14 protein-coding genes are annotated in these 13,133 nt (G+C 45.4%); 7 read left to right on the top strand and 7 right to left on the bottom strand.

Translation table 11 applies throughout. The features are described 5' to 3' along the window. Positions 1 to 5 precede the first annotated feature (5 nt). Together LFX25_RS15005 and aroE are read right to left on the bottom strand one after the other, a co-directional pair. Positions 6 to 1,376 carry a folylpolyglutamate synthase/dihydrofolate synthase family protein gene (locus tag LFX25_RS15005; RefSeq protein WP_238730930.1) on the bottom strand — a complete coding sequence of 457 codons (1,371 nt, stop codon included), beginning with the start codon at positions 1,374 to 1,376 and terminating at the stop codon, positions 6 to 8. After that, positions 1,373 to 2,245 carry a shikimate dehydrogenase gene (gene aroE / locus LFX25_RS15000; RefSeq protein ID WP_238730929.1) on the bottom strand — a complete coding sequence of 291 codons (873 nt, stop codon included), beginning with the start codon at positions 2,243 to 2,245 and terminating at the stop codon, positions 1,373 to 1,375. Before aroE ends, LFX25_RS15005 begins: the two co-directional genes overlap by 4 nt. A 205-nt stretch (positions 2,246 to 2,450) precedes the next feature. Here aroE and LFX25_RS14995 point away from each other — a divergent pair, with 205 nt between their 5' ends. Beyond that, entirely contained in the window at positions 2,451 to 2,843 is a 393-nt protein-coding gene (locus LFX25_RS14995; protein WP_118955203.1) for a hypothetical protein, read from the top strand. Positions 2,844 to 2,911: 68 nt separating this feature from the next. On the opposite strand, the gene LFX25_RS14990 is transcribed toward LFX25_RS14995, so the two are convergent. The 3 genes from LFX25_RS14990 to LFX25_RS14980 are packed head-to-tail and all read right to left on the bottom strand — an operon-like array spanning position 2,912 to position 5,713. Further along, complete coding sequence (locus LFX25_RS14990) at positions 2,912 to 4,174, bottom strand: MORN repeat-containing protein (RefSeq protein WP_238730928.1); 1,263 nt, start codon at positions 4,172 to 4,174, stop codon at positions 2,912 to 2,914. 60 nt (positions 4,175 to 4,234) lie between these two features. Then, the gene (locus LFX25_RS14985; protein ID WP_238730927.1) at positions 4,235 to 5,020 is read right to left on the bottom strand and encodes a glycosyltransferase family 2 protein; all 786 of its coding nucleotides are present in this window, start codon (positions 5,018 to 5,020) and stop codon (positions 4,235 to 4,237) included. Further along, positions 5,021 to 5,713, bottom strand: a complete 693-nt coding sequence (locus LFX25_RS14980) for a histidine kinase (protein WP_118955114.1) — start codon at positions 5,711 to 5,713, stop codon at positions 5,021 to 5,023. Between the two features lie 2 nt (positions 5,714 to 5,715). Between LFX25_RS14980 and LFX25_RS14975 the strand changes: the two genes are divergently transcribed. Genes LFX25_RS14975 through LFX25_RS14950 form a run of 6 tightly spaced genes read left to right on the top strand, consistent with a single transcriptional unit; the run spans position 5,716 to position 12,075 of the window. Next, positions 5,716 to 7,125, top strand: a complete 1,410-nt coding sequence (locus LFX25_RS14975; protein WP_319937423.1) for a hypothetical protein — start codon at positions 5,716 to 5,718, stop codon at positions 7,123 to 7,125. After that, complete coding sequence (locus LFX25_RS14970; RefSeq protein ID WP_238730925.1) at positions 7,122 to 8,273, top strand: S1 RNA-binding domain-containing protein; 1,152 nt, start codon at positions 7,122 to 7,124, stop codon at positions 8,271 to 8,273. The genes LFX25_RS14975 and LFX25_RS14970 overlap by 4 nt, the downstream gene beginning before the upstream one ends. Positions 8,274 to 8,277: 4 nt before the next feature. Then, the gene (locus tag LFX25_RS14965; protein WP_238730924.1) at positions 8,278 to 8,739 is read left to right on the top strand and encodes a tRNA (cytidine(34)-2'-O)-methyltransferase; all 462 of its coding nucleotides are present in this window, start codon (positions 8,278 to 8,280) and stop codon (positions 8,737 to 8,739) included. A 45-nt stretch (positions 8,740 to 8,784) separates the two neighbouring features. Next, positions 8,785 to 9,453 carry an ATP-binding protein gene (locus tag LFX25_RS14960; RefSeq protein ID WP_238730923.1) on the top strand — a complete coding sequence of 223 codons (669 nt, stop codon included), beginning with the start codon at positions 8,785 to 8,787 and terminating at the stop codon, positions 9,451 to 9,453. Positions 9,454 to 9,455: 2 nt separating this feature from the next. Then, positions 9,456 to 11,456 carry an excinuclease ABC subunit UvrB gene (gene uvrB / locus LFX25_RS14955; RefSeq protein WP_238730922.1) on the top strand — a complete coding sequence of 667 codons (2,001 nt, stop codon included), beginning with the start codon at positions 9,456 to 9,458 and terminating at the stop codon, positions 11,454 to 11,456. Positions 11,457 to 11,472: 16 nt separating this feature from the next. Next, the gene (locus tag LFX25_RS14950) at positions 11,473 to 12,075 is read left to right on the top strand and encodes a rhomboid family intramembrane serine protease (protein WP_238730921.1); all 603 of its coding nucleotides are present in this window, start codon (positions 11,473 to 11,475) and stop codon (positions 12,073 to 12,075) included. 7 nt (positions 12,076 to 12,082) lie between these two features. Here LFX25_RS14950 and cutA read toward each other — a convergent pair whose 3' ends face one another. Together cutA and LFX25_RS14940 are read right to left on the bottom strand one after the other, a co-directional pair. Further along, entirely contained in the window at positions 12,083 to 12,415 is a 333-nt protein-coding gene (gene cutA / locus LFX25_RS14945) for a divalent-cation tolerance protein CutA (RefSeq protein WP_238730920.1), read from the bottom strand. 179 nt (positions 12,416 to 12,594) lie between these two features. Next, positions 12,595 to 13,074, bottom strand: coding sequence for an LIC_10730 family protein (locus LFX25_RS14940; RefSeq protein WP_238730919.1), 480 nt, complete (start codon positions 13,072 to 13,074; stop codon positions 12,595 to 12,597). Positions 13,075 to 13,133: the final 59 nt, after the last annotated feature.

The raw sequence follows: 13,133 nt of genomic DNA, 5'->3' as shown, positions 1-13,133 counted from the left end.
AAGAATCAGCCTTTTCCTTCTCGATCCGTTTTGTTTTTATCGAGCAGTTCTTTCACGATCGGAAACAATCGAAAACTTCCCAAAACCAAAATCGGTTCCTGCGTCCGAGTAGCGGAAAGAATTCTTTCTTGAAACTGCGATCGATTCAACGTCTCTTCGGGCAAACAATTCGCCGGAATAGAAAATTCGGCTTCTGCGAGAATCCGAAAGTCCGTAATGTCGGATTGGGCTTTTGCCGTTCGGAGAATTTCCACGATTCCGTTTCCGTCTTTGTCCTTTAAGATTCCCGCGAGCACTTGAAATCGCGATTTCGGATAGGCGGCTTTCAGACTTCGTAATGTTTCGAAAAACGCGTCAGGGTTATGAGCCGGATCAAACACGAGTAGAGGGGAATCTCGAAGAACGGCCAATCTTCCGGGTGGAAACGATATTCGACCTTCGTAATAAGAAAACGGACGTTTTATAAATCTGTTTTCGAGTTTGATCGGAAAGTCCGGGTGAAATTCCAGTTCCGTTTTACGCTTGTTTGCGAGATCGATTTCGTATTTGTTCCCTTCGTCTATTTCCCTAAATAATTCTAAGTTTAGAATATTCTGAAATACTTGATAACTGAAGTTTTTGTTTCGGGAAAGATAGTCCCCTTCGACCGGGGTCTGCGAAAAAATAAAACATTCGATCCCGTTTTGCGAACAGAACTCCCGGATTTTTTCGTCGAGTTCCGGTTCTTTTGGTTCGATCGCAAAAAGAGATTTCGTATCGGAGCCGCAGATCCCGAGCTTCTCCTGTAGGATTTGTAGTTTTGTGTTTCCTAAAATTTCTTTATGATCGAATCCGATGCTTCCCAAAACTACGACATCCGGGTTGCAGAGTTTGGTCGCGTCGAGTCTTCCTCCGAGTCCCGCTTCGTAAATTTGAATTTCGACTGATTCTTTTTCGAAAAAGAAAAAGGAGGCAAGGGTAAAGAGTTCAAAAAAGGAAAAGGTTTTTAGATCGGATTCGGCGCCTTCGGTTTTCCATTCGCTTAACATTTTGTCGAGTTCCCGCTCTTCGACTTCGCGGAAGTTTTCGTTTTGCGATCCGATTCGGATTCTTTCCAAGGGAGAGATAAGATGCGGAGAAGTATAGAGTCCCGTTTTGAATCCGGAAAGCCTGAAAAATTCTCCCAAAAAATGCGTGATCGAACCTTTAGCGTTCGTTCCCACTACGGAAATTCTGCAAAGGGTGGAAGCGTTTCTTCGATCGAAACCGTATTTTGAAAGAACGTTTGCGAAGGGTTCGAGGGAATAACCCGTAAAAACGTTGAAATTTCTCGTCTTTTCCAAGTTGGAAAGTCCTTCGATGAATTCGAAAAAACCGGAATGCGACGTTGAGTTCATCGATTTGCGAGTGCGCGAGACAAACGTTCTCTCGTTTTAATCACATCTTCCGCGTTAGGTGATATTCCCGTAAAAAGTTCGAACTGCTTCATCGCTTGATACAATAACATTTCGGAGCCGGGAATAATCTTAGCTCCGTTTTTTTTTGCGGTCGTTACGAGCGGCGTTTCGAGCGGATTATAGACGATGTCAAAAAGAGTCATGGAAGATGTGAAAAATTCTCCGGGTAAAAAAGGACCGGGCGATTGTCCTTTCATTCCGAGCGGGGTAGTATGAACGACTAACGAGATTTCCTCGCTTCGGTTTAATATCGCGTCGGGCGAGACGTATTCGGTTTTTACGTTTGTGTGTTCCGCGATCAACGCACAGATTTCGTTTCCGGTCGTTTCGTTTCTCGAACAGAGAATCAAGTCGCTGATTTTTCCGGAAGCCGCGAGGCTGTATGCGATTCCGCGCGCGCTTCCGCCGCTTCCAAGTATGACGGTTTTTCCTTTCCGTATGGATTCCGGCGCCCATTCTAAAATGGATCGATACGCGCCTTCTCCGTCCGTATTATACGCGTTAATCGAGTCCGGTCCGATGAGAAGCGTATTCGAGGCTTTCATGATCGCCGAAGCGTCGTCGGCTTTGTCCGCGAGAGCGAAGGCTTTTTCCTTGTGGGGAATGGTAACGGACAGCCCGAGAACTCCGGAATCCCTAAAGTTTCGGATCGTTTGCGAATTCAGTTCGGGCGTTTCAAAAACGAGATAGGAAGCATCGATCCCCCTGTCCCTATAAATTGAATTGTGAATGAGCGGTGAAAGTGAGTGTGAAAGCGGAAATCCGACTATACCAAAAGTCTTAGTGTGCTGATTTGTTTTCTGGTTCAAACTTGGTTTTCTCTTTTTTGGAGTTGCGCTTTTTCCGTTTGAGGTCTCGGAAACTTTTATCTCTTCGATTCGTTTCTTATAAAAGAGAGCGGGTCGGCTCGGAGCTTTAGACTTTTTTGCTCCAAAAGAAGCAAGTTTTAGAACGAGTCGTAAAATGAGTCGACTAAAAGACAATTCCCGAAAATGCTGTATTGGAATGAGCCTACTGAATTTACCTGATTCTTTTTTACACGGATTGAGCGCACAACTCTTTTTGACGCCGCTTGCTTCTTTTTCAGGCTCACCGTGGTGGACCACGATTCTGGATGTTCTTTTTGTCGTTGGAATTTCGGGCGCACTTTCCTGGTATTATTACTACTACAAACGCAAGGATCTGCTCGGCGGTTTTTGGGGAGCGCTCATCGTCGCGTTACTCGGATCTCTGATTATTCTTTCCTTGCTTCAAGACTTCATTCGTTCCATCGTTCTGTGGCTGATTTCCCCGAAATTCGGTATCTACCAAATCTCCAACGTAAACTTGCTCGCGGTTTTATTGGGCGGTCTTCTCGCTCTTTACATCATGAACCGCATCAACCATAACAAGGAAAGAAGGGATTAAATTCGATTACGGTCGTTTATCCCTTCTCTTTGGAAATTAGATCGAGTCGCGTTTAACGCGGAATCATATCAGTCTTTCTTCTTCACCGGAATTTCAAGATATCCCATTCTTGAGACGTTTTCAACGTCCACGATCAATTTTTTATTCAGTAGCTTGTCCGAATCATCATAATAGCCCACGATTCTTCCGTCAAACTCGATGATCACCAAAGGTTTTGTAAGAAACTTGTCCATTGCCGATTCGTATTTTTTATCGATGCAAAGGATGATCGTTCCGTAAAACCCGCTTACGCGCGCTTCAACGTACGTCTTATTTGGATTTAGATCGGAAAGTTCTGGACCTTCGTCCGCGATTTGAAACGTGGAGAGATCGGGATTTGCAAGATACTCCATAAAGAGCACTTGAGTCTTTTCTAAACTTCCTCCGAACCATTTTTCCGGCTTGGCCCATGTTTTCTCTATGAAATCGAACGTAGGGACTTTGAAATGTCTATAACCATTTTTGAATATTCCGGTTTCTGTGACGGTTCCCGAAGAATCATAACGTGTACCTTTTCCGTGAGGACGCCCGTCTTTAAAATCTCCTTCGTATTTGCTTCCGTCCGGATCGGTGAGTTTTCCTTTTCCGTTAGGCAAATCGTCCGCATACAGACCTTCGAATTTTTCTCCGTCCTTACAGGTATAAAAACCCTTGCCGTATCTTTTGTTCTTCTTGAAGGTGCCCTGAAAAACGCATTCCGTATCTTCCGCTTTCCAAGTAAATATTCCCTTTCCTTCATATTCGGAATTTTGAAATTCTCCTTCGTATTTTTTACCGTCCGAATAAGATATAATCCCGGTTCCGTGCGGTTTGGAATCCTTCATATCTCCATCATAGGCTTCCTTGTCCGTGCAGAGGTATTTTCCCTTCCCGTTGATTTTACCGGATAAAAAGGTTCCTGAAAAGTCGCAGGTTTCGTTCAGGTTCGGATAGAATTTTCTCAACGTGCCCGAGCCGTTGAGGCAATCGCCGGTGATACAAACTCCGTTTGCGATCCATTCCCCATCGTATTCGATTTTATCTTCCGGAAGAATTAACTTTCCTTTTCCGTTTTTTTCGCCGTTCTTAAAAACTCCGAAAAATTTTGCGCCGTTTTTAAATTCGATTTCACCAAAGCCTTCAAGCTTCCCGTTTACAAACGAACCTTTGATCTTGTCGCCTTCCTTATCGATTAAGACTCCTTTGCCGTTTTTACAATCCCCCGAAACGCACTTTTCTTCGTTTTGGGAAAACAAGGGAAGGGACGTCATTATAAGGGCGATTAACGTCGTTGCGATTGATTTCGAATACATCGGTTTGTCCTGAATTGCGGTTTTGATTTGAAGCTTGTTTTCGCCTGATCGTTGCCGAGTTTAATTTTTGGTTGAGTCGAGGCGTTTTTCATTTTTCAGACTCAACTCGTACAACTTGATATACTTTAAGAAATTATAATAGAATCCGAAGAGTGCCAGAACGAAACCCTGCTTTCCGTCCAAAAATCCGAACCGGATCACATACATCCAGAACGCCTTGTAAAACCCTTCCATAAAGGCGTGAAACAGGCCGCTCGTTTTCCCCGCGCGGAATTTTTCCTGGGCGCCTAACTCGGAATACGAATTGATATAACGGATATGATCCCCGATATTCCTATACGAATAATGATATACGGGAGAATTCAGTTTTTTGCATATTCCGGAAACTTGAACGGTCTCGTGCACGAGACCGCCTCCGAATTTGCCCTTGGATTTTTGAAACAAGCGGATGCGTCGATTCGGATACCATCCGCCGTGACGAATCCATTTTCCCAAATACCAAGTCAATCGGGGAGTCGAATAACCGTCCCCGCTCGGAAGGCCGTTCGCGAATAAACTAAGAATTTCTTCCTTGAGATCGGGTGAAACTTCCTCGTCCGCGTCGAGCGTTAAAACCCATTCGTTTTTGACCAAGGATAACGCGAAGTTCTTTTGCGATACGTAATCGTCGAATTTCTTTTTGTGGACTTTTGCCTTATACTTTTTGGCGATCTCTACGGTTTTGTCTTTGGAACCGGAATCGACAACGATGATTTCCGAAACGAAATCAAGAGGTTTTAGACAACGTTCTAAATTGTCTTCTTCGTTGAGTGTTATGATACAAACGGAAAGGGGAAGTTGTCGCATTTAATTCTTATGATCGAGTTTCCGTATGCTCTGAAAATCGGGAGTCAGCGGGATTTCCAATCGCGCGATCGTGACGTCTTCGCGAATGATGATTCTAAAATACGAAGGATCGATTCCTTCTCCCTTGAGCATGATTAAGATCAGCGCCAATCCGATTCCGGCGCCTTCGGTATTGTCCGCATTGTCCAAATAAAACTGTGCGATGTCGTTGTAACGCATTCCCTTTTCCAATTTTTCGCGCAGCGATTTTTCTTCCTGCTGCGTGACCGGCGCATTGTTTACGACTTCGATCCGAATTCCGTCGAAGGAATAATGAAAACTGATCAGGCAATAATATCCTTCCTTCTTCGCTTTTTGTCCGTAACGTTCGGACATCGCTTCGCTGAAAATACTCTTATATTCTCGAACTCCTTTTTCGTAATCGGAAGCGTTGTTTAGATCCAGACCTTTTTCTTCGAAAAAAATCCTTTTTTGGTTTGCTTTGCAGGCGTTGATCGCCAACTCTTTTATTATAGTATAAACCGTAGGAACCAGAGTAGGATGAGTCACCTTATCCAGAATCAGTCCGACTGCCTCTTGGATATGCTCTTCGACAGAATGAGTCATCCTGTGGGTTTTCAGAGACAGGATTTTTCCGTTCTCAATTGTTAGCCGGATATTGTCGGATATATCTCGGATTTCCTGCCCCATCATCCATGAACATTCCGGAATCTGTTTTGTTTGTCAAGAGAGTCATTTTTAGAAAGGGAAAAAAGAAGCATCTTTCCGAATTCGATTGTATCAGCGTTCTTTTTAAGCCGATTGTTTTTTTCATCACGTTATTGTTCATAACCGAATCGGCGAGCTCCGAATCGATCACCTTAAACGCGGTGCGTTATCTTCTTCCCGGTAAAAAAGAATATTCCGATCCTTCGGAAATTCGAATCGAAAACGGCAAAGTAACATCGATCAAAAAAATAAATTCTTTCTCCGGAAAAGTTTCGTATGTGTTGCCCGGTTTTTGTGATGCGAACGTCACGTTGTCCACGGATTCGCTCGGCGGTCAAAAAGATCGAGCGGGAGTTTATCTTTCTTTGCAATCGCTGCTGGCGCACGGGTTCACGGGAATTCTTTCCGTGGGAGATCCCGCATGGGTCGCGACCCTTTTGAAGGAGGCGGAAAAATCCGGAAAGAATTCTCCCTGGGTTAAAAAGACGGAAGCGCCTTGGATCGCAGAAAGCTCGGAAACGAAACATTTAGGAAACTTGCCGGGTTACAATGTGATTCGTTCTTCGCAAGACGCGGTCGCGAGAATCAAAAAAAGACCCGCTTCTCCCGTTCATTTGTTTTCGCGTTATCAGGAAGGGGAAACGTTTTCGTTCGACGGTCCGTTTTTATATCAGCTTAAAAAAGCAGCGGACGCGGAGAACATCAAACTAGCGTTATCCGCCTTTGGCGACGAATACAGTATTCTCGAAGGAATCAACGCCGGAATTCCGACCTTGTATCATCCCGTTCCCGATACGATCGCGGGAAGAATTTCTCCGGGTGTTTTCCGCAACATGAACTGGGGACCGATGTTCTCCGTGTATTATTATCAGAAGATCGCGGGAACTCCCGAATGGGGAACCGATCTGAACGCGATGAAGGAATGGAGTTCTTACTTTGCAAAGAACATCGCGCCCGAGCCCGAGTTTGCCGGTAAACTTTCGCACATACAAGAAGAGGATCGGCCGCTTGCGGAAAAGGAATACAATTCCTATCTTGCATTTTTAGTCAGACAAAAAAATCTAAGTCAAGGAATGCTTCTCGCGTCCGGCACGGGTTACCTTCACGTTCATCCCGGAATCGGCGGATGGAAAGAGATGCGGATTCTTGCGGACGTTATCGGCAACGAAGAGACGATCCGTATCGCCACCGAATCCACTTGCGGTTTTATCGAAGCTCCGCACGAAGGAAAAATCCGCGAAGGCAAACCCGCATTCATGAATATTTTTACGGAAGATCCGCTCGTCGATTTAAAGAATTTGAAATCCCTCCGCAGAACAATCGCCGGAGAAATTTCATATCCGCCAGAAAGAAAGGAACCGGCTTCCAGTCAAAAAAAGAGAGGGAAAAATAAATGAAAGAATCCGAAAAAGAACTCTTCGAAAAAATGTTGGACGCTTCCTTCAAAAAGAAAAAGGCGATGGAAGCGGGAACGAAAGTCACCGCGGTCGTGAACTCCGCTAAGAAGGATTTCGTTTTCGTAACCGCCAAGGAAGGAAAACTTCAAGGAATCATTTCTTCCGAAGAATTTGCCGAGTCCGGTCTTCCGAATCCCGGAGAAGAAATCGAAGCTTACTTTTTGAAAGAGGATCACGGCGACATCCACTTCACGACTTGTCTGAGCGGAGATTCGTTGAACAAAGATCTATTAGAAATCGCTAAAAAAGCGGAGATTCCCGTACTTGGACAATTCGTCAGCGAGGGAGAATCCGGCGCGGACGTTAAGATCGGAGAATTTACCGGCTTTTGCCCTTTTTCTCAGATCGATCCCGAGTTTAAAAAAACGGGCTTGGTCGGCAAGAGACTCAAGTTCCTGATTCAAGACATCGGAACCAGAGGCAAACTCATCGTTTCCCAAAAGAAAATTTCGGACCGAGCCAAAGAAGCGAAGCTCGGCGTTCTCAAACAAGAACTCAAAGAAGGAATGTTCGTCACCTGCAAGGTCAAGACGATTCAGAACTTCGGTTTGATCGTCGAGATGGACGGACTGAGTGCGCTGATTCCGATCAGCGAAGCGACCTACAAAAAAAATCCGGAACTCGAAAAGGAATTTCAAGTCGGTCAGACTCTCCGCGCGCGCGTTCTCCGCATCGATTGGGAAAATCAGAAGTTCGCATTAACGGTTAAGGATTTTCTAAAGGACCCTTGGGCGCAGACCGTTCCGTTTAAGGAAGGCGATATCGTAAAAGGAACGATCGATTCTTTAAAACCGTTCGGCCTCTTCGTCAAGTTAGACGATCATTTCAACGGACTCGTTCCGGGAAGAGAAACCGGAATTCCGAACCGCGTTCCTCTCAATCAGAGTTTTAAACCCGGAGACGTAATTGACGTTTTTGTAATGGAAGTGAATCCGGAAAGAAAACAGATTTCCCTTTCGATTCAAAAGGCGAAAGAGATTCAAGAGAGAATGGACTACAGCAGTTATCTGAGTTCTGACACGAGCGGATCGACGAGTTCCTTCGGAGCGATTCTTCAGAAGTCGCTGGAAAAGAATAAGAAAAAATGATCCGATGCCTCTGCATATAGGACTCTACAGACCCGAGATCCCTCCCAACACCGGAAACATCGCGAGACTTTGTGTGGCGCTGGGAGCGGAACTTCATATCGTCGGACAAGCCGCGTTCGACCTTTCGGAAAAAGCCGCGCGCAGAGCGGGGCTCGACTACTGGGATAAGGTGAAACTTTCGCTTCATTCTTCTTTAGAAGAATTTAAAGCGGTTCTTCCGTACAATGCGGATCTGTATCTGATTTCGATTCACGGTAGACGTTCTTACACGGACGTTCGTTACAAGGACGGAGACGCTTTTTTGTTCGGAAACGAAACGTCGGGTGTTCCCGCAGAAATGAAAAATTCTTGGAATGCGGAGAAGATCTTAAAAATTCCGATGGAAGATTCTTCCCGTTGTTTGAATCTGAGCAATTCAGTCGCGGTGATTTCGTACGAAGCGATGCGCCAAATCCGCTCCTGGTAAAAACGGATTTACACGTTCAGAATTCCACACTCCAATGGATAAAGTATGAGCTTCCATCTTTCTCGAGAAGAAATCGAAAAGCAGATTCAGTCGATGCTTTCTCAGGGGTTGACCGGCTCCGTGAACGATTTTTTCGCGTGGATTCGGATGGAAACTCTCCGCAAATTCAAGGACGAACCCGATATCGAAAATTCGGTCGTCTCCGAAATCCTAGAAGGTTTCGTAGATTCGGGAACCGTGAAACGCAGCAAGTTCAACGCGAAGGAATTTCACATTCATCCCGATCAAATCCAGGGAAAAAAATTCCCGTCTAAGGACAGTTATGTTCTACTCGGCAAGATCGCGTTTCAGCCGATGCAATACGTCCGAAGTCGTCTCGAATTCTTTTTAAAAACTCAGGGAACTCCCGAGGACATCGTCATCGATCTTTGCATCGGCGCGTTGGAAGCGGTGGAAAACGCGGTAAAATACGGGGACGGAACCGAGGTCGAAGTGGAATATTCCATCGACCGGGATAAAACGCTCTTCATCAAAATCATAAATAACCTCAAAGAATTGAATCTGGAACAGGACATCGAACGGGGAAAATTCTCCTCCACCGCGACTCTCATGCGCGGCATGATGGTGATGCAGAAACTCTTCGACGAACTCGATCTGGAAATTCTCGAAGATAGAAAACAGGCTCAGTTCAACGCCAAGAAAAAACTTTCGTAGTTATGGCAGCCGTATTTAAAATCCATTCCGCATATCAACCCGCCGGAGATCAGGTTAAGGCGATCGAAAACATCGCCTCTTCCTTTAAAAAAGGAGAAGAAAAAGTCACCCTCGTGGGCGTGACCGGTTCCGGTAAAACGTTTACGATGGCTCAGGTGATTCAGAATCTAGGATTGCCTACGCTCGTCTTGTCGCATAACAAAACTTTGGCGGCGCAGCTCTTCCGTGAATTCAAGGAATTCTTTCCCGAAAACGCGGTGGAATACTTCGTTTCGTATTACGATTATTATCAACCGGAAGCGTATGTCCCTTCTTCCGATACGTTTATCGAAAAGGACAGCTCGATCAACGAAGAGATCGATAAACTCAGGTTGCGCGCGACTTCTTCCCTTTTGGAACGGGAGGACGTGGTCATCGTTAGTTCTGTTTCCTGCATCTACGGTTTGGGTTCGCCGGAAGAATATACGAATTCGGTTGTCGCATTAAAAGTGGGCGATACGATAGAGCGCGACGCGGTGATCCGCAAACTTCTTCATATTCAATACAATCGCAACGACATCGATTTTTCGAGGGGAAACTTCCGCGTAAGAGGGGATTCGATCGAAATTTATCCTGCATACCATACCGACGGAATTCGGATCGAATTTTTCGGGGACGAGATCGACTCGATCAGCAGAATCAATCCGGTAACGGCGCAAACGCTTCTTAAATTAGAAAAAGCGTATATATATCCCGCAAAACACTTCATCACTTCCGGTCCCAAGGTCAAAGAAGCCGTGGAAAACATCCGTTCCGAAATGGAAATGCAGGCGGATTTTTTTAGAAAGAACAACAAACTTCTCGAAGCGGAACGCATCACTTCCCGTACGAATTACGATATGGAAATGCTTCAGGAAATGGGATACTGCAACGGAATCGAAAACTATTCCAGACATTTAACGGGAAGAAAAGCGGGAGAACGTCCCGCTTGCCTCATCGACTATTTTCAGGGAGAATTCCTTTTGATCGTGGACGAGTCGCACGTTACGATTCCTCAGATAGGAGGAATGTTTGCGGGGGATAAGGCCCGCAAACAGACGTTAGTCGACTTCGGTTTTCGTCTTCCGAGCGCGCTCGACAACCGTCCTTTGAACTTCAACGAATTCGAATCATTGACTCCGAAAACGTTGTATGTTTCCGCGACTCCGGCAGAATACGAATTGGAAAAAAGTACCAAAGTTGTGGAGCAGATCATTCGTCCCACCGGACTTTTGGATCCGATCGTGGAAGTGCGTCCCACTAAAAATCAGATCGAAGATCTTCTCGTCGAAATCCGTAAACGGATCGAAGCGGGAGAACGCGTTTTGGTGACGACTCTCACGAAAAAAATGTCGGAAGATTTGACGGATTATTACGAGGAGATCGGTTTGAAGGTCGCTTATCTCCACTCCGAAGTGGAAACCTTGGATCGTGTCGCGATCATCCGCGATTTGCGGAAGGGGATTCACGACGTTCTGATCGGGATCAATCTTTTACGGGAAGGTTTGGATATTCCCGAGGTTTCTTTGGTCGCGATTTTGGACGCGGACAAGGAAGGTTTTTTAAGAAATTATAAATCTCTCATACAGACCATCGGCCGTGCGGCGAGAAACGTGAACGGAACCGCGATTCTTTACGCGGATAAGATGACAGACTCGATGGCTAAGGCGATCGACGAAACGAAACGGCGGAGACATATTCAGGAAGAACACAACCTGAAGTTCGGAATCACTCCGCTCACCATCAAAAAAGAAGTCAGCGACATCATAGAAAGGGAAGAAAAAGAACAAACCTCCGAAGACCTGATTCTCGAAGACGTGGACAAGAAATTCAATTCCAAGAAATTCCCGAACAAGGAAGAATTGAAGGATAAACTCCGCGAAGAGATGATGAAGGCCGCCAAGGATCTGGACTTTGAAAGAGCCGCGATCTTACGGGATAAGATGTTGTCGATTCAGACGGGCGATTCTTCCGCAGAAAACTAACACAAAGGAATTTATCTTGATTACGATACTGATTTGTCTTGTCACTTTCGGTTTGAGCGTTTGGTGTTTTGCCTCCGAGGAAAAACTCGGAAAATTCATTCTAACACCGTATCGATTGGAGAGGGATAAGAATTATTACACGCTTCTTACTTCCGGTTTTATTCACGCCGATTGGATGCATTTGATCTTCAACATGGTTTCGTTTTATTCTTTCGGGAAGAATCTGGAGCTGACCGTGGGGCCGATCAAGTTTTTGATTTTTTATTTAGGAACGATTCTGATTACGAGCGTCATTTCCTGGAAAAAGAATTCGGATAACCCGCTTTATGCGACCCTCGGAGCGTCGGGCGGCGTTTGCGGAGTTTTGTTCGCTACGATTCTGTTTTATCCGGGTTTGTCGCTTTATATGATGTTTATTCCGATCCCGATTCCCGGCGCGATCTACGCCGTTCTTTATCTCGTATATACGTATTTTTCTTCGCGAAACGCGGCGTCGGATGGAATCAATCACGACGCGCATCTTTGGGGTGCGTTATGCGGAATTGCATTTGCCCTTTTACTGGAACCCGAAATCATCGGCAGGGTTTTGAGAAATATGACGGGCGGCGGAGAAGGTTAAGAGCCGATCAACCCGCCTTATCGATCTTCGTTTTAATGAATTTACGATAGTTCTCGCTTCCGAAACTTACGTCGAGACGGATGATTTCCGGAGCGAGGTATGGGTGATGTTTCATGATGAATTCTTCGATTTTAGGATATTGATCCGATCTCGCCTTAATCATGATCTTGTTTTCCGTATCCATCGCGATCTTTCCGTCCCACTGATACATCAACGTAACTTCGGGAAAAATCGTTCCCGATATGATGATCCCTTCCTGAAGCATTTCTGAAATCTGAATCTCCGCGAGATCCCGATCGCTTAGCGTTGTAAATACGACGATTTCTTTTGAGTCGGCCATGTTTTCTCCAGGTAGGAAATCATCGGCGATTTGTCGGAAATGGCAAGAAATTTTTAACCGTTAAACTGAAATGATAATTATAAGAATCTCTTCGGAATTAAAATTGGAACGGTATAAAAAACGTCGTTTTTTTAGGGTTTTAAGAGGGTGAAAGGTATATTAGGATTTTTGATTGGACCTCACTGACTTTGAGGGCCGGGAGTCGTCGGAGTTGTGCTTGTTTCTCCCGAAAGAATTCTACTCGGAAGTTTGCAGAATTGATTGCATCGGTCCATACATTGTCTTTGTTTCGCGCTTCTGTAACCGATGATCGGCAAGAAAATGGACGTGAACGGATACCATTCCTCCATACAATTCCCCTGGCACTTTGCAAGAAGTTGCGTGCAGGCGTGTTCGTAGGAAAAACCGGAATCTCGGCCGTGAATCAATGAGAGGCCGTCCGGAGAAAGAGGCGTCAGCTTTCCTTCCCTTATCAGCTTCGCTCGTTCCGCCTGCGTAAGGTTTGCGTCCTCCGCCGTCGGAAACGCATCGGGAGAAGGGGATTTTTTGACATTCTTCTCGTTTGCGTCCCAATCCACTCGAACGAGACAACCCAGGTTCGGAACAGCGACGCATAAAAAGAAAATCAATAAAGAATGAAGAACGAATGTACGGTTCATCGAAAAGGCCTTTCTGAAGTTTCGCAGAAGATCCGAAAAAAAGCGATTCAAATCTCGTA

The sequence above is a fragment of the Leptospira sanjuanensis genome, assembly GCF_022267325.1.
In the GTDB taxonomy this organism is placed as follows: Bacteria; Spirochaetota; Leptospiria; order Leptospirales; family Leptospiraceae; genus Leptospira; species Leptospira sanjuanensis.
The sequence above is the reverse complement of the archived record's forward strand: the minus strand, read 5'-3'. Positions and strand labels throughout refer to the sequence as shown.

What these genes read in the sequence shown, in the direction of transcription:
- LFX25_RS15005 (WP_238730930.1), bottom strand. Translation starts at nt 1,376, where the DNA reads ATGAACTCAACGTCGCATTCCGGTTTTTTCGAATTCATCGAAGGACTT.
- LFX25_RS14990 (WP_238730928.1), bottom strand. Translation starts at nt 4,174, where the DNA reads ATGTATTCGAAATCAATCGCAACGACGTTAATCGCCCTTATAATGACG.
- LFX25_RS14985 (WP_238730927.1), bottom strand. Translation starts at nt 5,020, where the DNA reads ATGCGACAACTTCCCCTTTCCGTTTGTATCATAACACTCAACGAAGAA.
- LFX25_RS14980 (WP_118955114.1), bottom strand. Translation starts at nt 5,713, where the DNA reads ATGATGGGGCAGGAAATCCGAGATATATCCGACAATATCCGGCTAACA.
- LFX25_RS14975 (WP_319937423.1), top strand. Translation starts at nt 5,716, where the DNA reads ATGAACATTCCGGAATCTGTTTTGTTTGTCAAGAGAGTCATTTTTAGA.
- LFX25_RS14970 (WP_238730925.1), top strand. Translation starts at nt 7,122, where the DNA reads ATGAAAGAATCCGAAAAAGAACTCTTCGAAAAAATGTTGGACGCTTCC.
- LFX25_RS14965 (WP_238730924.1), top strand. Translation starts at nt 8,278, where the DNA reads ATGCCTCTGCATATAGGACTCTACAGACCCGAGATCCCTCCCAACACC.
- LFX25_RS14960 (WP_238730923.1), top strand. Translation starts at nt 8,785, where the DNA reads ATGAGCTTCCATCTTTCTCGAGAAGAAATCGAAAAGCAGATTCAGTCG.
- uvrB (WP_238730922.1), top strand. Translation starts at nt 9,456, where the DNA reads ATGGCAGCCGTATTTAAAATCCATTCCGCATATCAACCCGCCGGAGAT.
- cutA (WP_238730920.1), bottom strand. Translation starts at nt 12,415, where the DNA reads ATGGCCGACTCAAAAGAAATCGTCGTATTTACAACGCTAAGCGATCGG.
- LFX25_RS14940 (WP_238730919.1), bottom strand. Translation starts at nt 13,074, where the DNA reads ATGAACCGTACATTCGTTCTTCATTCTTTATTGATTTTCTTTTTATGC.